The organism is Pantoea hericii, from assembly GCF_014155795.1.
GTDB classification, from domain to species: domain Bacteria; phylum Pseudomonadota; class Gammaproteobacteria; order Enterobacterales; family Enterobacteriaceae; genus Pantoea; species Pantoea eucalypti.
Genome location: NZ_SCKV01000002.1, coordinates 136,299 through 154,073, shown reverse-complemented (window position 1 = coordinate 154,073; position 17,775 = coordinate 136,299). Strand labels below are relative to the sequence as shown.

The following is a 17,775-nucleotide window of genomic DNA, read 5'->3' as shown; positions in this document are numbered from 1 at the left end:
CTTTATGCTTGCTACAACCGGGGATCAGGCGGTTTTATTTAACTGCGCCAGACTCACCCAGGTTTCCACTACGGTATCCGGGTTCAGCGACAGGCTGTCGATGCCCTCTTCCATCAGCCATGCGGCAAAATCCTGATGGTCGGACGGTCCCTGCCCACAGATTCCGACATATTTACCCTGTTTTTTGGCCGCTTTGATCGCCATGGAAAGCAGCGCTTTCACGGCTTCATTACGCTCGTCAAACAGTGCAGAGACAACGCCGGAGTCGCGGTCCAGCCCCAGCGTCAGCTGGGTCATGTCGTTAGATCCAATTGAGAAGCCATCAAAGTGCTGCAGGAACTGATCCGCCAGTAGCGCATTGGACGGAATCTCGCACATCATAATGATTTTCAGTCCGTTTTCGCCGCGCTTCAGTCCCTGACGTGCCAGCTCTTCCACCACCGCCTGCGCCTGATCCACGGTACGGACAAACGGAACCATGATCTCAACGTTCGTAAGGCCCATCTCATTGCGAACACGCTTCACCGCTTCACACTCAAGCGCGAAACAATCCCGGAAGCTGTCCGCTACGTAGCGGCCGGCCCCACGGAATCCCAGCATCGGGTTTTCTTCTTCAGGCTCGTAGCGCTCACCGCCCACGAGATTGGCATATTCGTTCGTTTTGAAGTCGGAAAGTCGGACAATTACACGTTTCGGTGCAAATGCCGCGCCAAGTGTGGCAATTCCTTCAGTCAGGCGGCCAATGTAAAACTCGACCGGATTATCAAATCCTTTCATCATTTTACGGATCTGCTGCTGCAGTTCCGGTGTCTGTTGATCGAATTCCAGTAGCGCTTTAGGGTGGACGCCAATCATACGGTTAATGATAAATTCCAGACGCGCCAGACCGACACCTTCGTTAGGCAGACAGGCGAAATCAAAGGCACGATCGGGGTTGCCCACATTCATCATAATTTTCAGCGGCAGTTCAGGCAGCGAATCGACCTGAGAACTGGTGACATCAAAATCAAGCAGCTGATCGTAGACGTAGCCGGTGTCGCCCTCAGCACAGGAAACCGTGACCTGATGACCCTCCTTCAAACGATCGGTTGCATCGCCACAGCCAACGACAGCAGGGATACCCAGTTCACGCGCGATGATTGCCGCATGACAGGTTCGTCCGCCACGGTTAGTGACAATCGCTGACGCCTTTTTCATGATCGGTTCCCAGTCCGGATCGGTCATATCCGTCACCAGCACATCACCTTTTTCAATGCGGTGCATTTCGCTGATATCGTGGATGACCTTCACCACGCCTGCGCCAATACGATGACCGATAGCACGGCCTTCCACCACCACGCTGCCCTGACCCTGCAGCGTATAACGTTCCATGACCTGACCATTTGAGCGCACAGTTTCAGGACGCGCCTGAACGATGAACAACTTACCGGTGTGCCCATCTTTGGCCCACTCAATATCCATCGGACGCTGATAATGCTGTTCAATTAAGACAGCCTGTTTAGCCAGGGCCTGCACTTCCTCATCACTTAAGCAAAAACGATCGCGTTCGGCTTCAGGCACATCTTCGATCTGAACCTGCTCGCCATGCGCCTGAGAATCGGCATAGACCATGCGAACCTTTTTCGACCCCATATTGCGGCGCACGATAGCGGGACGATCCGCTGCCAGCGTGGGCTTGTGGACGTAGAATTCGTCCGGGTTAACGGCACCCTGCACCACCATTTCACCCAGTCCCAGCGCAGCAGTAATAAAGACCACCTGATCAAAGCCAGACTCCGTATCAATGGTGAACATCACACCTGAAGAGGCCAGGTCAGAGCGCACCATACGCTGAATACCCGCAGAGAGCGCCACGCCACGGTGATCATAGCCCTGGTGCACGCGGTAAGAGATAGCGCGGTCATTAAACAGCGAAGCAAAGACATGCTTCACCGCCACCATCACGGCGTCGATACCCTGCACATTCAGGAAGGTTTCCTGCTGACCAGCAAAGGAGGCATCGGGCATATCTTCCGCGGTGGCCGAGGAGCGGACAGCAAACGACGCGGCCTCATCATCGGCAGAAAGTTGCTGATAGGCATCCAGAATGACGGACTCCAGTTCCGGCAGAAAAGGGGTCTCCACCACCCACTGACGAATCTGCTTACCCGCTGATGCCAGCGCATTCACATCATCAATATCGGTCTCGTCCAGCAGCGCGTAAATTCGCTGATTGAGCCCGCTTTGATCAAGAAACAGGTTAAAGGCATAGGATGTCGTCGCGAATCCATTGGGTACAGAAACACCCAGCGAAGAGAGATTAGTAATCATTTCACCCAGAGAGGCATTCTTACCGCCTACCCGATCAACATCATGCATACCAAGCTGGTTATACCAGAGCACGAGTGGCTGTTCGCCATTAATGGACATTGCGCTTATCCTTTATCAATTAACAATGAATGGACACAGGGAGTTATCTCTTTTCAGCCTGGCATATCACCCCCCTCAATAACGATGTGTTGAATCGTTAAAGCAGAATTTCAGCAACAGTTTCGGAATTGTGAGCGAAATTTTTTGCTGTTGCGCAATGACGCTATTTTTCGCTAAATGATTGATGCAGCAGGAAATGACAGATTTTCAGCCATTTAATCCCTCTGTTTTGTTGCGCAACAGTTGCGTGACTATTTGCAGCGTAATAAGGGTTTAAAGCATCCCGGTGAAGCGAAACCGCGGTTAGTTTTTAATTATCCTGATGAAACAGCAGACAAAAAATCCGGACAGGCATTACAGAAACTAAAATCAGAGATGAATTATTTAAGCGCATGGCTCATGCTAACGGCTCACTCTTGTCTGAGGCTGATTACGTTATGACAACTGACAGAAGCGTTTTTTATATCTCCGATGGTACGGCCATTACGGCTGAAGTACTGGGTCATGCGGTGCTGTCACAATTTCCGGTTAATATCACCAGTCTGACGCTGCCCTTCGTAGAAAATGTCCAGCGTGCGCTGGCGGTTAAAGCCCAGATTAACGCCCTTTATCAGCAGAGCGGTGTGCGGCCACTGGTGTTTTTCTCGATCGTCACCCCGGAAGTGCGCGACATCATCGTGCAGAGCGACGGCTTTTGTCAGGATATCGTGCAGGCGCTGGTGGCACCGCTGCAGCAGGAGCTGGGTTTGTCCCCCGCACCGGTTGCTCACCGTACTCACGGACTGGATGCCAGTAATCTGGGTAAATATGATGCGCGTATTGCGGCGATCGATTACGCACTGGCGCATGATGACGGTATCTCGCTGCGCGGACTCGAGGATGCGCAGGTTATTCTGTTGGGTGTCTCGCGCTGTGGTAAAACTCCCACCAGCCTCTATCTGGCGATGCAATTTGGTGTGCGCGCCGCCAACTACCCGTTCATCGCAGATGACATGGATAACCTCAAACTGCCGCCCGCGCTGCGCGCGCATCAGAATAAACTGTTCGGGCTGACTATCGATCCGGAACGCCTGGCGGCGATACGTCAGGAGCGGGCGGAAAATACCCGTTACGCCTCAATGCGTCAGTGCCGACTGGAAGTGGGCGAAGTAGAAGCGCTGTTTCGCACCCATCAGATCCGCTATCTCAACAGCACCAACTACTCGGTGGAAGAGATTGCCACCAAAATTCTCGACATCATGGGTCTGACGCGCCGCATGTACTGAGAGTGTTATCGATGCTGAGTTGTAAAGCGATGCTGCCGTCGCTTTTGATTTCATTATCAAATCCCGGGTTGAATTCGCAGGCTAATGGTTTATTGTGACCACCATCACTTCCCGGTATTTCACCGCTGCGAAGAACCGTTTTCGAGAAACTCATGAACAAAACCGACGAACTGCGTACCGCACGCATTGGTAGTCTGATTACTCCCGCCAGCCTGGCGGCTGACCATCCCGTTTCCCCGGCCATTGCCGACAATGTCACGGCTGCCCGTAAACGTATAGCCCGTATTCTGACCGGTGAAGATCCCCGCCTGCTGGTGGTGATTGGCCCCTGCTCACTGCACGACCCGAAAGCAGCCCTGGAGTATGCAGAGCGTCTGAACGCATTGCGCAGCCGCTATGACGATCGGCTGGAGATTGTGATGCGCGCCTACTTCGAGAAGCCGCGCACCGTGGTGGGCTGGAAAGGCTTAATCTCTGATCCGAACCTGGATGGCAGCTACGATGTAAACCGGGGCATTGGTATCGCCCGCAAACTGCTGATTGATATCAACACGCTGGGATTGCCTACCGCCACAGAATTTCTGGATATGGTGATCGGCCAGTTTATTGCCGACCTGATCAGCTGGGGAGCGATTGGCGCACGCACCACCGAAAGCCAGATCCACCGTGAAATGGCGTCGGCCCTCTCCTGCCCGGTCGGCTTTAAAAACGGCACCGACGGTAACGTTCAGATTGCCGTGGATGCGATTCGCGCCGCACGCGCCAGCCATATGTTCCTGTCGCCGGACAAGCTGGGGCAGATGACGATCTATCAGACCAGCGGCAACCCGCATGGACATGTGATCCTGCGTGGTGGCAAGCAGCCTAACTATCATGCCAGTGATGTCGCTGCCGCGGCGGAGAGTCTGTCTGCCTTTAATCTGCCAGAGCAGCTGGTAATCGACTTCAGTCACGGCAACTGCCTGAAGCAGCATCGTCGTCAGATGGATGTGGCGGCAGAGGTAGCGGAGCAGATTAAAGCAGGATCGCGGGCTGTTGCCGGTGTGATGATTGAGAGCTTCCTGGAAGAGGGTAATCAGAAAGTGGTGAGCGGCGAACCGCTGGTTTACGGCAAGTCGATTACCGATCCCTGCCTCGGCTGGCAGGAGAGCGAAAAAGTGCTCGCCCTGCTGGCCGAGGCGGTTTCTCATCGCCTCTGATTTTCAGTTAGCTGGAGCAGCTCACCTCTAACGTTTTGCCCCAGTCTGGCGGCCGCTGACGATATTCAGCGGCCGTCTCATCGCTAAAGGGCTGCTGTAACGCCTGATGCAGGCGTGCCAGCGCACCCTGCTCGCCCCGCTCCGCCTCTTCAATCGCCTGCTGTGCCAGATAGTTGCGCAGAATCACCGCCGGATTAGCGGCCTTCATCACTGCCTGACGTTCCGTATCACTGACCTGCTCGTCCATCAGACGGCTGCGATAGCGCTGATACCAGCCATCAAACGCCTCACGATCGATAAACTCATCGCGCAACGGTGAGCGGCTTTCAGCCTGTTGAGTCTCACTTAGCAGCCGGAACGTCAGCGTGTAATCGCTGTGCTCCTGGGTCATCAGGGCCAGCAGATCGGTCAGAATCTCATTATCGTTGCTCTGCTGTGTCAACAGACCGAGCTTCGCCCGCATCCGCTCGCCCCAGACCCGCATCAGTTCAGGTTCATAGGCGCTCAGTGCCGTCCGCAACTGCTCCGTGGTCAGCAGACCCGAAAGCGCGTGCGCCAGCCGGTTAAGATTCCACAGGCCAATCATCGGCTGATTTTCAAAGCTGTAGCGACCCTGATAGTCGCTGTGATTGCAGATGAAGTCAGGCTGATAATCATCCAGAAAACCAAAGGGGCCATAGTCGATGGTCAGGCCAAGAATCGACATGTTGTCGGTGTTCATCACCCCATGCGCAAAGCCCACGCTCTGCCACAGGGCAATCAGCCGCGCGGTACGTAACACAATGTCGGTAAACCATTGCTGATAGCGGTCCGCTTCCGCTTCCAGATGCGGCCAGTGATGACGAATCGCGTAGTCGGCCAGCTGCTGCACTTTCTCCTGCTGCTGACTATAAAAGAAATGCTCGAAATGCCCGAACCGCAGATGGCTCGGTGAGATACGCATCAGCATTGCGCCACGTTCGGTGGTTTCGCGGTAGACCGGCTCATCGCCTATCGACAGGGTCAATGCTCGCGTGGTGGGAATGCCAAGATGGTGCAGCGCCTCTGAGGCGAGGAACTCTCGCACGCTGGAACGGATTACAGCGCGACCATCCCCCATCCTTGAGTAAGGCGTCAGGCCTGCGCCCTTGAGATGCCAGTCAAGTTTACTGCCATCATCAAGGCGCTGTTCACCCAGCAGAATGCCGCGCCCGTCACCAAGCTGGCCCGCCCAGACGCCAAACTGATGGCCACTGTAGACCTGCGCCAGCGGCTGCATGCCGGGTAACAGGGCTGCGCCGTGCCAGACGTCATGACCGTTACCGGCAAAGAGTTCGGGATCCAGACCCATTGAGGTTGCAAGCGGTGCGTTGTGATACAGCAGGCGTCCGCCAGTCAGCGGTGTGGGGTTTAGCGCGGTGTAACACCCTGTCAGTTCCCGAAACCAGGTGTTGTCAAAAGTGGCCTTACCAGAAGACATTATTTCTCCCATGCGCTGCTCAGCGGTACGTAGATGAGTCCTCTAGTGTAACGCTGATAGCGGGGATTAAAAGAGGGTATCAACCAGGATGCTGAGAAGATGGCATACGATCATCGGCGCAGAGCAGTGAACGCAGTGCATCCGATTTTACTACCGGGAAGAGCGCACCCTGGAAGTCGACACCGTTCAGCTGGCTGACTTTATCGAACAACACTTCATCGTCAATGCCACAAATAATGAGTCGGTCACAATGGGCGCGAAAATTATCGATAATGCTCTGAATAAACGGCACGAATGACGCGCGTTTTGTCAGCGAATGAATAAACTCTTTATCCAGACAGATACAACTGAATAAATTATCGTAGACTGCATTAGAGGGTGTCTTACCCGCGCCGAAATGTGAAAGTGCTAAATTAAATTCTGCGTGCAGGTCAGCCAGTAAGGGATTATTTTTGCCCAGTTTCAGTTGCGGAAACGTTTCAGTAATATTCAACAGAATGAACGGCAGCTGCTTTATTTTCCGCATAACTAATTCACTGGCCAGCAGTGTCCGGGCCATCCCTTCATCAATACGGATAAATGCTGACACAGAATGCGCTTCAAATAACGCGCGATTCTGCTCCAGCAATCCAATCTGACTTTGCAGAAGGCGCAGCTGCTGCGACTCATCAAGCTGCGGCAGCAACAGATCCTGCGGCAGAGTGATGGGAGCACTTTCATGCACCAACTGCGTTACCAGCTCGACAGCGGTCAACCGTCCGTGAACATCACAGACAGGATAGAACCAGATTTCCGACTGATAGTCGGCCGAGAGATGAATTTTCATTTTGATGCCAGAATAAGCGGCGATGGAGATATCGTATAGTAATGGTTGGGTACAGGCAATAGTGCCAAATCATTGAAGAGACGAACTTCTTTGCCCTTCCACCGCCGTTTGACAACAGGCAGTCACGCTTAAGCCAAATAATAGCGATAAAATACCGCTTATTAGTGGAATTAAAAAAGCATTTATTCTGGTTATTAAAACCCACAGTCAATAACTGTCATTTAAAATAAAGCTTTTACTCTCTGTTTCGGCTCTATTTAAAACTGGACTTAAGTCAGATTTGGCGAACGGCGTTTAAATACGGCGCGCCTGCCAGAACACTTTCCGCCAGTAGACATTGTCGAGCGAAGAGCGGACTACGCCCTGGCTGGTTGACGCGTGGATGAAGGCATTATCGGTGTCATAAATACCCACATGCAGGCCATTTTCGCCACGCCCGGTTTTGAAAAAAACCAGATCGCCTGGCAGCAGTTCATCTTTACTGATTCGGGTGCCAATATCGCTTTGGGCTGAGGTGGTGCGCGGCAGCTGTAGCGAAAATTTGTCGCGGAAGGTCAGATAGACAAAGCCAGAGCAGTCAACGCCGTTACGACTCATGCCGCCATAGCGATAAGGCGTGCCACGCCAGTGACCGAGCTGATCGTTCAGTTCCGCTATCACAGTGATCGAATCGGAAAGACGGCCATTAATCGGCGGAGCGTGATGACTGCATCCCGACAGCAGCAGAACTAAAATCAGCAAACCCAGGCGCATCGCCAAATGTCCTTATCAGAAGTTACAACCGGCTTAATGTAGCGGTAAAGCCCGCCATGTAGCAAGTGTCAGGGCAGGACGGTCAGTAGCGTGCGTCCTTCGAGTTGAATCTGCCGGAAAGTTATCTGGTAAAGGGGAGTCAGGCGCTGCGGCGTCAGGACCTTTGCCGGTTCGCCCTGCGCAACCACCTGTCCCCTGTTCATCAGCCAGACCCGATCGGCGTGTTGGAGGCTGTGGTTGAGGTCGTGACTACTGGCGATAACGCTGATACCTGCCGCGCACAGCGCCGCAATCAGATCGTCTGCCGCTTTCTGCTGGCCGATATCCAGCGCCGTCATTGGCTCATCGAGAATTAACAATCGCCCGTGGGGATTGATGAGAGGATCAATCTGCGCGCAGACTGCCGCCAGCCTGACGCGCTGCCATTCACCGCCGGAGAGTCTGGTCAGGGAACGGGTTAATTTATCCTGCAGCTGCAGCTGTTGCAGCAGCGTACTGAGCCGGACATCGGACTGCGACCCCGCCTGCTTCAGATGCAGACGTAAATAGTGCCAGACCGGCATCTGGCTCAGCGGCGCCTGCTGCTGGGGCAGCCAGCCCCGAACCCTGGAGAGCGCCGCGCCGCGCCAGTCAATCAGCGGCTTTTCATCCAGCAGCACCCTCCCTGAGGCGGGTTGCAGACCCGCAATCACACTCAGTAAGGTGCTTTTACCTGCGCCATTCGGTCCTGCCACGTGCAGCAGCTGACCGGCGGCAAGTTCACCGTTCATTGGCAGCAGCCGCCCGGGAACAGCAGCCTGATGCAGGCGTAACAGCATCTATTTTGCCAGCGCCTGCTTAATGGTTTCCAGAATGATTGGATCTTCCGGCGTCATATCAGGTGCAAAACGCTGGATCACGCTGCCGTCACGGCCAATCAGGAATTTTTCGAAATTCCACAGAATGTCGCCCTGCGCTTTCGGCGCGCGGCCTTTACTCTCCATACGCTCGTAAAAGCCGCTGCCTTCCGGACGCACCGCGTCAGGACGGGCCGCGATCATCTGCGCATAGAGTGGATGACGACCTTCGCCGTTGACCTCGGTTTTGGCAAACATCGGGAACGTGACGCCATAGGTCGTGCTGCAGAAGGTTTTGATCTCCTCACTGCTGCCCGGCTCCTGCTCCAGAAACTGATTGCAGGGGAAACCGAGTACGCTGAAGCCCTGATCCTGCCAGGCTTTCTGCAGGTTTTCCAGCTCTTCATATTGCGGCGTCAGACCACATTTAGAGGCCACATTGACCACCAGCAGAACCTTGCCCTGCCACTGTGACAGCGTGGTTTTTTCCCCATCGAGCGTAACCAGTTCAGTATCATAAATGTTCATGCTATTTCCTTTGTGGATGCTGTTGTGGATCCAGAATAACCAGCCGAAGCTAGCGCGAAGATTTCACCAGTAAAATAATAAACAGCGGCGCGCCCAGTGTCGCGGTCACGACACCTATCGGCAATTCCGCCGAGGTCAGCGCCAGACGTGCCACGATATCGGCGGCCAGAAGCACCGCCGCGCCCGCCAGCGCCGAGGCCGGCAGCAGATAACGGTGGTCACTGATACCGCTCAGGCGCAGGAGATGCGGGATGACCAGCCCGACAAAACCAATGGCACCGGCCATCGCGACGCTGATACCCACCAGCCAGCCCATCGCCAGCACCAGCAGGTTACGCCAGTAAAAGAGGGACAGTCCGAGCTGACGGGCGGATGTCTCGCCCAGCGCCAGCAGATTGAGGATGGGCCCGGTCGCTCCCAGGGCCAGCATCACCGGCAGCAGCGCCAGCATCATCCAGCCATAGCGCCAGTCAATTCCGCTGAATCCCCCCATCATCCAGTACATCAACTGACGCAGATCGAGACTGGTGCTGAAGTAGACCGCCCAGGTCATGATGGCGCTGCAAATAATCCCCAGCGCCACACCGGTCAGCAACAGCCGGGTGACCGAAAGCTGACGATGCGCAAAATGCAGCAGAATTAGCGTAATAATCAACGCACCGGCCATCGCCGCCAGCCCGAGGCTCCACAGCGAGCCGCTGCCCAGCAGCACGCCGAGCACCAGGCCAATACCGGCGCCGTTCGAGACGCCAAGGAGGCCAGGCTCTGCCAGCGGATTGGTAAACAGCGCCTGCATCACCACACCGCATATCGCCAGAGACGCCCCCACCAGCACCACCGCCAGGCTGCGGGGCAACCGCAACTGCCAGACAAAGAGTCTGCCGCTCTCGGTGAACCACGCTGCGGGCGCGATCCAGCTGTCTCCGGCACAGAGGCTGAGACAGAGCAGTGCACAGAGCGTAAGAGCCAGCGCAATCAGCCATTTCTGGCCGCGCTGGTCGGACTGGCGCGCGAACGTGTCGAGCAGAGACATAAGCAGGATTAGCTGAGAAAACAGTGATTTGATTGTAGAGAGATTGCAGAAAAAAGAAAGGCTGATGAGGCGGTTTGCGCAGGCCTGCCGTGGCGATTAACGGCGCGGGGAGCGGTGATGTTGTGTGCCGGAACCATGAAAAAAGGCCGCTTTCGCGGCCTTTTTGAAACGCTGAAATTCAGTCAGTCTCTTTGGGTGTAGCGTTCTCTACGCGGCTTTTCAGCTTCTGTCCTGGGCGGAACGTTACTACGCGACGCGCAGTAATCGGAATATCTTCACCCGTTTTCGGGTTTCTGCCAGGACGCTGGTTTTTGTCACGCAGGTCGAAATTACCAAACCCAGACAGTTTAACCTGTTCTCCATTTTCCAAAGCGCGGCGAACCTCTTCGAAAAACAGCTCCACTAACTCTTTGGCATCGCGTTTGCTTAACCCGAGTTTCTCAAACAGGTACTCTGACATCTCAGCTTTTGTAAGCGCCATAGGTTCAATCCCTCAAGGTTGCCTGGAATCGCTCTTTTAATGCCGCAACGCATTTGCCAACGGTCGCGGCAATCTCCTCTTCTTCGAGTGTCCGGCTGGTATCCTGCAAAATCAGGCTGATTGCGAGGCTCTTGTAGCCCTCAGAAACGCCCTTACCGCGGTACACGTCAAACAAGTTTACGCCAACTACCTGATTTACGCCAACTTTCTTACACTCTGCGATGATATCTGCTGCAGGGACGTTTTCAGCCACCACAACAGCAATATCACGACGGTTCGCCGGGAAGCGAGAAATCTCGCGCGCGTCAGGCAGGACGCGGTCTGCGACCTTATTCCAAAGCAGTTCAAAGACTAAGGTGCGGCCATTAAGATCAAGCTTACGTTCCAGCTCAGGATGAACCACGCCGATAAAACCGATATGTTCATCATGCAAATAAATCGCCGCGCTCTGTCCTGGATGCAACGCCGGATTCACTTCAGCACGGAAGCTGATGTTATCCAGTTTGCCGGTTAAATCGAGCAGCGACTCTAAATCGCCTTTCAAATCATAGAAGTCAACGGTCTGACGCGCCAGATCCCAGTGCTCTTCAACGCGGTTGCCACTGATCACGCCAGCCAGCATAAGATCCTGACGGATACCTAAATCCGCCTGGCTATCGGGCACAAAACGTAAGCCGCTCTCGAACAGGCGTACGCGGCTCTGCTGACGGTTCTGGTTGTAAACCACTGCACTGAGCAGGCCAGTCCAGAGTGACAGACGCATCGTCGACATGTCGCTGGAGATCGGGCTTGGCAGTAGCAGCGCCTCTTCACCCGGATGAAGCAGCTGCTGGATTTTTGGATCAACGAAGCTGTAGGTAATCGCTTCCTGATAACCTTTATCCACCAGCATGTTTTTAGCGCGCTTCAGCGACAGGTTCGCTTCGCGGTGCTGGGTCATTACCAGCCCGGCCTGTACTGGCACATCCGGAATGTTGTTATAGCCGTAAATACGCGCCACTTCTTCGACCAGGTCTTCTTCGATCGCCATATCGAAACGCCAGCTCGGGGCCACAGCCTGCCACTGCCCTTCACCCACAGTGACTTCACAGCCCAGGCGGGTCAGGATGTCAGTGACCTGATCATCCGCAATGACGTGGCCAATCAGACGGTCCAGTTTTTCACGGCGCAGGGTGATCGTCGCCGGTACAGGCAGGGCTGTCTGATGGGTCTGATCGATGACTGGGCCCGCTTCACCGCCGCAGATTGACAGCAGCAGCTCGGTCGCACGCTCCAGCGCGGTGTGTTGCAGCGCCGGGTCAACGCCACGCTCGTAGCGATGTGACGCGTCGGTATGCAGACCGTGACGACGTGCGCGACCGGTGATAGAAAGCGGGTCAAAGTATGCGCACTCGAACAGGATGTTTTGCGTTTCGCCGTTCACACCTGAATGTTCGCCACCAAAAATACCGGCCATGGCCAGCGCTTTCTGGTGATCGGCGATCACTAAGGTATCACTTTGCAGACTGGCTTCAGTGCCATCCAGCAGTGTCAGCTTTTCGCCCTCTTTCGCCATGCGCACCACGATACCGCCGTCAATGCGGTCGAGGTCGAAGGCGTGCATCGGCTGACCCAGTTCCAGCAGAACGTAGTTAGTGATGTCTACAACCGGATCGATTGAGCGAATGCCGCAGCGACGCAGCTTCTCTTTCATCCACAGTGGCGTCGCCGCCGCAACGTTAATCCCTTTCACTACGCGGCCCAGATAGCGCGGACAGGCTTCTGTTGCGTCAACCTGGATCGGGAATGTCTCGTTGAGCGTAGCCGTGACCGGCTGCATCTGCGGCTTGTTCAGCGGTAAACCGTTCAGCACAGCGACATCACGGGCGATACCGATCAGACCCAGGCAGTCGGCGCGGTTAGGCGTGACGCTGATTTCAATGGTGTTGTCATCCAGCTGCAGGTATGTGCGGATGTCGGTGCCAATGGGCGCATCGGCAGGCAGTTCGATAATGCCGTTGTGGTCGTCGGAAATGCCCAGCTCGGAGAACGAGCAGAGCATACCTTCAGACGGCTCGCCACGCAGTTTGGCCGCTTTGATTTTGAAATCACCTGGCAGCACGGCACCCACGGTCGCGACGGCGACTTTCAGTCCCTGACGGCAGTTCGGCGCGCCACAGACGATATCCAGCAGACGCTCGCCGCCCACATTGATTTTGGTCACACGCAGCTTGTCGGCATTGGGGTGCTGACCGCACTCCACCACTTCACCGACCACGACGCCATGAAACGCACCCGCAACCGGCTCAACGCCGTCCACTTCCAGGCCAGCCATGGTGATTTGTTCAGACAGCGCAGCGCTGTCCAGGGCTGGATTTACCCATTCGCGTAACCAGAGTTCACTGAATTTCATTGGATATCCTGCCCTTACTTAAATTGTTTGAGGAAACGTAAATCATTTTCGAAGAAAGCACGCAGATCGGTCACGCCGTAGCGCAACATGGTCAGACGCTCCATGCCCATACCAAAGGCGAAGCCGGAATAGACTTCCGGATCGATGCCGACATTACGCAGCACGTTTGGATGTACCATGCCGCAACCCAGCACTTCGAGCCATTTACCGTTTTTACCCATCACGTCCACTTCTGCGGACGGCTCAGTAAACGGGAAGTAAGAAGGACGGAAACGGATCTGCAAATCTTCTTCGAAGAAGTTGTTAAGGAAATCGTGCAGCGTCCCTTTCAGATTGGTAAAGCTGATGTTTTTATCAACAATCAGCCCTTCCATCTGATGGAACATCGGCGTATGCGTCTGGTCGTAATCGTTACGGTAGACGCGGCCTGGTGCAATAATGCGGATTGGCGGCTGCTGAGCCTGCATAGTACGGATCTGTACGCCAGAGGTCTGGGTGCGCAGCAGGCGGGTAGCGTCGAACCAGAAGGTATCATGATCGGCACGCGCCGGATGATGGGCAGGAATATTCAGCGCATCGAAGTTATGATAATCATCTTCAATTTCTGGTCCGGTCACGACAGCAAAGCCTAACTCACCGAAGAAAGTCTCAATGCGATCCATGGTGCGGGTCACAGGATGCAGACCGCCATTCTCAATACGACGGCCCGGCAGAGAAACATCAATGGTCTCTTCCGCAAGACGGGCGTTCAGCACTGCGGATTCCAGCGCATCTTTGCGTGCATTGAGACGCTCGGTGACCTGCTGTTTCGCTTCGTTGATAACAGCACCCGCTGCAGGACGCTCTTCGGCTGGCAGCTCGCGTAATGTGGTCATCTGCAGTGTCAGATGTCCTTTCTTACCGAGGTATTCGACGCGCACCGCGTCAAGGGCGGCGATATCCGTCGCCCCGTCGATGGCCGCCGTGGCGCTGGCCACCAGTTCTGCGAGTTGGGACATAATTTCCTCTTTTTCCAGTCAGGCTGGTCAGTTCTCGTTGGGACCTGCCGGTCCAATATGCTAGCGCCAGAAACAAAAAAGCCTCCACGAGGGAGGCTTTCAGCGCGATTTTTCGTTTCTTCTCTTATGCGCAAAAGCCCCCGAATGTCAGGCGCTAAAGTAAAAAAAGAAACGGAAAATAGCAGCATTCATGCTTGCGGTTACCTTGTGATGCTATACAGGGGTACTATTGAAATGCTCAGCGACTAAAATGTCAATCATTTGCGTAAGTTACAGGCAATAAAAAAGGGAGCAAGCTCCCTTTTCCATCTGACTTACGCCAGGGCTGATTTCGCTTTTTCGACCAGTGCAGAGAATGCCACTTTGTCGAATACAGCGATGTCGGCCAGGATCTTACGGTCAATCTCAATGGCTGCTTTCTTCAGACCATTGATGAAACGGCTGTATGACATGCCGTTCTGACGTGCCGCTGCGTTAATACGCGCGATCCACAGCTGACGGAACTGACGCTTACGCTGACGACGGTCACGGTAAGCATACTGACCAGCTTTGATAACAGCCTGGAAAGCAACACGGTAAACACGTGAACGTGCACCGTAATAGCCTTTAGCTTGTTTTAAGATTTTTTTGTGACGTGCGCGAGCAACTACACCACGTTTTACACGAGCCATTTAGCTCTCCTGTTTAATATTCTGAATTAAAGAAAAAAATTTACTTATGCGTACGGCAGGCAGGCAATAACCAGACCCAGATCGCCTTTAGACACCATGCATTTCGGACGCAGGTGACGTTTACGCTTAGTAGATTTTTTAGTCAGAATATGACGCAGGTTTGCGTGTTTACGCTTGAAGCCGCCAGAAGCGGTCTTCTTGAAGCGCTTAGCCGCGCCACGTACAGTTTTAATCTTTGGCATTTTAAAAATATCCACTTCGCATTGTTAATAACATGACCCAGACAGGCGAACAGACAATCGCACAACGCAAGCGTTGCGCGATTACTGCTACTTGAAAGCCTACTGTTTCTTCTTAGGAGCGAGCACCATGATCATCTGGCGGCCTTCGATCTTCGAAGGGAAGGATTCGACAATGGCCAAATCCAGATCTTCACACAGGTCTTTACGGACGCGGTTAAGCACTTCCATACCGATCTGCTGGTGCGCCATCTCACGACCGCGGAAACGCAGCGTGATTTTGGCTTTATCGCCATCTTCCAGAAAGCGAATCAGGTTGCGTAGTTTGACCTGATAGTCGCCATCATCGGTTCCAGGACGGAATTTGATTTCCTTAACCTGAATAACTTTCTGCTTCTTCTTCTGTTCCTTAGAAGATTTGCTTTTTTCATAGAGGAACTTGCCGTAATCCATAATACGGCAGACCGGCGGTTCGGCATTCGGGCTGATTTCGACTAAATCGCCGCCCGCTTCCTCAGCTTTTTCCAAAGCTTCGCGTAATGTGACAATGCCAATCGGCTCGCCATCCATGCCTGTTAAGCGCACTTCAGTTGCGCGAATTTCACTGTTAATCTTGTTCGGACGCGTAGGTAGTACTCGTTTTCCGCCTTTAATACTTTATTCCTCCAATTGTTGAAGATTTCGGCTGCGAACCTCTTGTTGCAATTTTGCAACAAACACATCGACATCCATCGACCCAAGGTCTTTACCACGGCGGGTGCGAACGGCAACTTTGCCAGCTTCCACCTCTTTATCACCGCAGACCAACATATAAGGGACGCGACGTAATGTGTGCTCGCGGATTTTAAAGCCTATCTTCTCATTTCTCAAGTCTGCTTTCACACGAATGCCAGCATTCTGCAGCTTACGCGTCAAAGACTCAACATATTCCGCTTGTCCATCGGTAATATTCATTACCACGACTTGCAGCGGTGCCAGCCAGGTTGGGAAGAAACCGGCAAATTCTTCGGTAAGAATACCGATGAAACGCTCCATTGATCCCAGAATCGCACGGTGAATCATCACTGGCGTCTGACGATCATTGTTTTCACCCACATACGTTGCTTCAAGGCGTTTTGGCAGGGAGAAGTCTAGCTGAACTGTGCCGCACTGCCAGGCGCGATCAAGGCAATCATACAACGTGAACTCAATTTTAGGACCGTAGAACGCACCTTCGCCAGGCTGGAACTCAAACTCAATATTGTTTTCGTTCAGCGCGGCAGCCAGGTCTTCCTCGGCACGATCCCACATTTCATCTGTACCGATGCGCTTCTCAGGACGGGTGGATAACTTCACCACGATCTTTTCAAAGCCGAAGGTGCTGTACATGTCATAAACCATGCGGATACAGCTGTTTACTTCGTCACGTACCTGCTCTTCAGTACAGAAGACGTGCGCGTCATCCTGGGTAAAGCCACGTACACGCATCAGACCGTGCAGCGCACCTGATGGTTCATTACGGTGACAGCTACCGAACTCCGCCATACGCAATGGCAGGTCACGGTAAGATTTCAGACCCTGATTGAAGATCTGAACATGCCCAGGACAGTTCATCGGTTTGATGCAATATTCACGGTTCTCAGACGAGGTCGTGAACATCGCTTCTTTGTAGTTTTCCCAGTGCCCGGTTTTTTCCCACAGGACGCGGTCCATCATGAAGGGACCTTTCACTTCCTGGTACTGGTACTCTTTTAATTTGCTGCGGACAAACACTTCCAGTTCGCGGAAGATGGTCCAGCCGTCATTATGCCAGAAGACCATGCCTGGTGCTTCTTCCTGCATATGGTAGAGATCCAGCTGCTTACCAATCTTACGATGGTCACGCTTCGCCGCCTCTTCCAGACGCTGCAGATAGGCTGCCAGCTGCTTTTTGTCTGCCCATGCGGTGCCATAAATACGCTGCAGCATTTTGTTGCTGCTGTCGCCGCGCCAGTAGGCACCGGAGATCTTCTGCAGTTTAAAATGATGGCAGAACCGCATGTTCGGCACGTGCGGACCGCGGCACATGTCGACATATTCTTCGTGATGATACAGGCCAGGTTTATCGTCATGGCTGATGTTTTCATCAAGTATGGTGGTCTTGTAAATTTCGCCACGCGCCGCAAAGACGTCACGTGCTTCCTGCCAGCTGACCTTTTTCTTCACCACATCGTAGTTGGTTTCAGCCAACTGATGCATGCGTTTTTCCAGCAGGTCGATATCTTCCTGAGTCAGGGTACGATCGATGTCGACATCATAATAGAAGCCGTTATCAATGACCGGACCGATCGCCATTTTGGTATCCGGCCACAGCTGTTTAATCGCATGCCCTAACAGGTGCGCACAGGAGTGACGGATGATTTCCAGGCCCGCTTCATCTTTAGCGGTAATAATCGCAACAGCAGCATCTTCGGTAATGGGATCGACAGCATCAACCAGTTCACCGTTAACGCGGCCAGCGATGCAGGCTTTTGCCAGACCCGGACCGATGTCCAGCGCAATATCCATCACACTGACGGGGCGGTCAAAGACACGCTGGCTGCCATCAGGAAGCGTAATTACAGGCATTTCATATCCTTATTTGCAGTGGTAAGCCACACGAAAGCCTACATGCAATGTAATGTAGAATGAGTGACCTGGCGTGATATCAGACCCACATTGTCGGAAT

The 17,775-nt window shown here is 53.8% G+C and carries 17 protein-coding genes and 1 other annotated feature; of the genes, 2 read left to right on the top strand and 15 right to left on the bottom strand.

The window, feature by feature from the left end:
• Nucleotides 1-24: 24 nt before the first annotated feature.
• Complete coding sequence (gene ppsA, locus H7K52_RS04320; RefSeq protein WP_182629755.1) at nucleotides 25-2,409, bottom strand: phosphoenolpyruvate synthase; 2,385 nt, start codon at nucleotides 2,407-2,409, stop codon at nucleotides 25-27.
• A gap of 437 nt (nucleotides 2,410-2,846) precedes the next feature.
• Between ppsA and ppsR the strand changes: the two genes are divergently transcribed.
• Nucleotides 2,847-3,674: a posphoenolpyruvate synthetase regulatory kinase/phosphorylase PpsR gene (ppsR, locus tag H7K52_RS04315; RefSeq protein WP_003853242.1), complete on the top strand. Its 828-nt coding sequence runs from the start codon at nucleotides 2,847-2,849 to the stop codon at nucleotides 3,672-3,674.
• A gap of 152 nt (nucleotides 3,675-3,826) precedes the next feature.
• Complete coding sequence (locus tag H7K52_RS04310; protein ID WP_008926188.1) at nucleotides 3,827-4,873, top strand: 3-deoxy-7-phosphoheptulonate synthase; 1,047 nt, start codon at nucleotides 3,827-3,829, stop codon at nucleotides 4,871-4,873.
• A 7-nt stretch (nucleotides 4,874-4,880) separates the two neighbouring features.
• Here H7K52_RS04310 and H7K52_RS04305 read toward each other — a convergent pair whose 3' ends face one another.
• The 14 genes from H7K52_RS04305 to thrS all read right to left on the bottom strand — a co-directional run bounded on the left by H7K52_RS04305 (nucleotide 4,881) and on the right by thrS (nucleotide 17,675).
• Nucleotides 4,881-6,332: a protein adenylyltransferase SelO gene (locus H7K52_RS04305; RefSeq protein ID WP_033762892.1), complete on the bottom strand. Its 1,452-nt coding sequence runs from the start codon at nucleotides 6,330-6,332 to the stop codon at nucleotides 4,881-4,883.
• A gap of 79 nt (nucleotides 6,333-6,411) precedes the next feature.
• Nucleotides 6,412-7,158: an EAL domain-containing protein gene (locus H7K52_RS04300; protein WP_182629754.1), complete on the bottom strand. Its 747-nt coding sequence runs from the start codon at nucleotides 7,156-7,158 to the stop codon at nucleotides 6,412-6,414.
• Nucleotides 7,159-7,452: 294 nt separating this feature from the next.
• The gene (locus tag H7K52_RS04295; RefSeq protein ID WP_105099232.1) at nucleotides 7,453-7,911 is read right to left on the bottom strand and encodes a C40 family peptidase; all 459 of its coding nucleotides are present in this window, start codon (nucleotides 7,909-7,911) and stop codon (nucleotides 7,453-7,455) included.
• 68 nt (nucleotides 7,912-7,979) lie between these two features.
• Nucleotides 7,980-8,729 carry a vitamin B12 ABC transporter ATP-binding protein BtuD gene (gene btuD, locus H7K52_RS04290; RefSeq protein ID WP_003853253.1) on the bottom strand — a complete coding sequence of 250 codons (750 nt, stop codon included), beginning with the start codon at nucleotides 8,727-8,729 and terminating at the stop codon, nucleotides 7,980-7,982.
• The gene (locus tag H7K52_RS04285; RefSeq protein WP_003853255.1) at nucleotides 8,730-9,275 is read right to left on the bottom strand and encodes a glutathione peroxidase; all 546 of its coding nucleotides are present in this window, start codon (nucleotides 9,273-9,275) and stop codon (nucleotides 8,730-8,732) included. It lies immediately after the preceding gene.
• A 49-nt stretch (nucleotides 9,276-9,324) separates the two neighbouring features.
• Complete coding sequence (btuC, locus tag H7K52_RS04280; protein ID WP_039660368.1) at nucleotides 9,325-10,308, bottom strand: vitamin B12 ABC transporter permease BtuC; 984 nt, start codon at nucleotides 10,306-10,308, stop codon at nucleotides 9,325-9,327.
• 178 nt (nucleotides 10,309-10,486) lie between these two features.
• Entirely contained in the window at nucleotides 10,487-10,789 is a 303-nt protein-coding gene (gene ihfA, locus H7K52_RS04275) for an integration host factor subunit alpha (RefSeq protein WP_003853259.1), read from the bottom strand.
• A gap of 4 nt (nucleotides 10,790-10,793) precedes the next feature.
• Nucleotides 10,794-13,181 (bottom strand): phenylalanine--tRNA ligase subunit beta, encoded by a 2,388-nt coding sequence (gene pheT, locus H7K52_RS04270; RefSeq protein ID WP_105099235.1) that lies wholly within the window; start codon nucleotides 13,179-13,181, stop codon nucleotides 10,794-10,796.
• A gap of 14 nt (nucleotides 13,182-13,195) precedes the next feature.
• The gene (gene pheS / locus H7K52_RS04265) at nucleotides 13,196-14,179 is read right to left on the bottom strand and encodes a phenylalanine--tRNA ligase subunit alpha (protein ID WP_003853264.1); all 984 of its coding nucleotides are present in this window, start codon (nucleotides 14,177-14,179) and stop codon (nucleotides 13,196-13,198) included.
• A gap of 71 nt (nucleotides 14,180-14,250) precedes the next feature.
• Nucleotides 14,251-14,376 (bottom strand) — a sequence feature (Phe leader region).
• A complete protein-coding gene (pheM, locus tag H7K52_RS04260; protein ID WP_106120997.1) occupies nucleotides 14,327-14,371 on the bottom strand; it encodes a pheST operon leader peptide PheM in 45 nt (14 codons plus the stop codon). It overlaps the preceding feature by 45 nt.
• A 117-nt stretch (nucleotides 14,377-14,493) precedes the next feature.
• On the bottom strand, nucleotides 14,494-14,850 hold the full coding sequence (gene rplT, locus H7K52_RS04255; RefSeq protein ID WP_003853267.1) for a 50S ribosomal protein L20: 357 nt from the start codon (nucleotides 14,848-14,850) through the stop codon (nucleotides 14,494-14,496).
• Nucleotides 14,851-14,894: 44 nt separating this feature from the next.
• Nucleotides 14,895-15,092 carry a 50S ribosomal protein L35 gene (rpmI, locus tag H7K52_RS04250; protein ID WP_182629753.1) on the bottom strand — a complete coding sequence of 66 codons (198 nt, stop codon included), beginning with the start codon at nucleotides 15,090-15,092 and terminating at the stop codon, nucleotides 14,895-14,897.
• Nucleotides 15,093-15,191: 99 nt separating this feature from the next.
• A complete protein-coding gene (infC, locus tag H7K52_RS04245; RefSeq protein ID WP_033732471.1) occupies nucleotides 15,192-15,743 on the bottom strand; it encodes a translation initiation factor IF-3 in 552 nt (183 codons plus the stop codon).
• 3 nt (nucleotides 15,744-15,746) lie between these two features.
• The gene (gene thrS, locus H7K52_RS04240; RefSeq protein ID WP_078804353.1) at nucleotides 15,747-17,675 is read right to left on the bottom strand and encodes a threonine--tRNA ligase; all 1,929 of its coding nucleotides are present in this window, start codon (nucleotides 17,673-17,675) and stop codon (nucleotides 15,747-15,749) included.
• Between the last annotated feature and the right edge of the window lie 100 nt (nucleotides 17,676-17,775).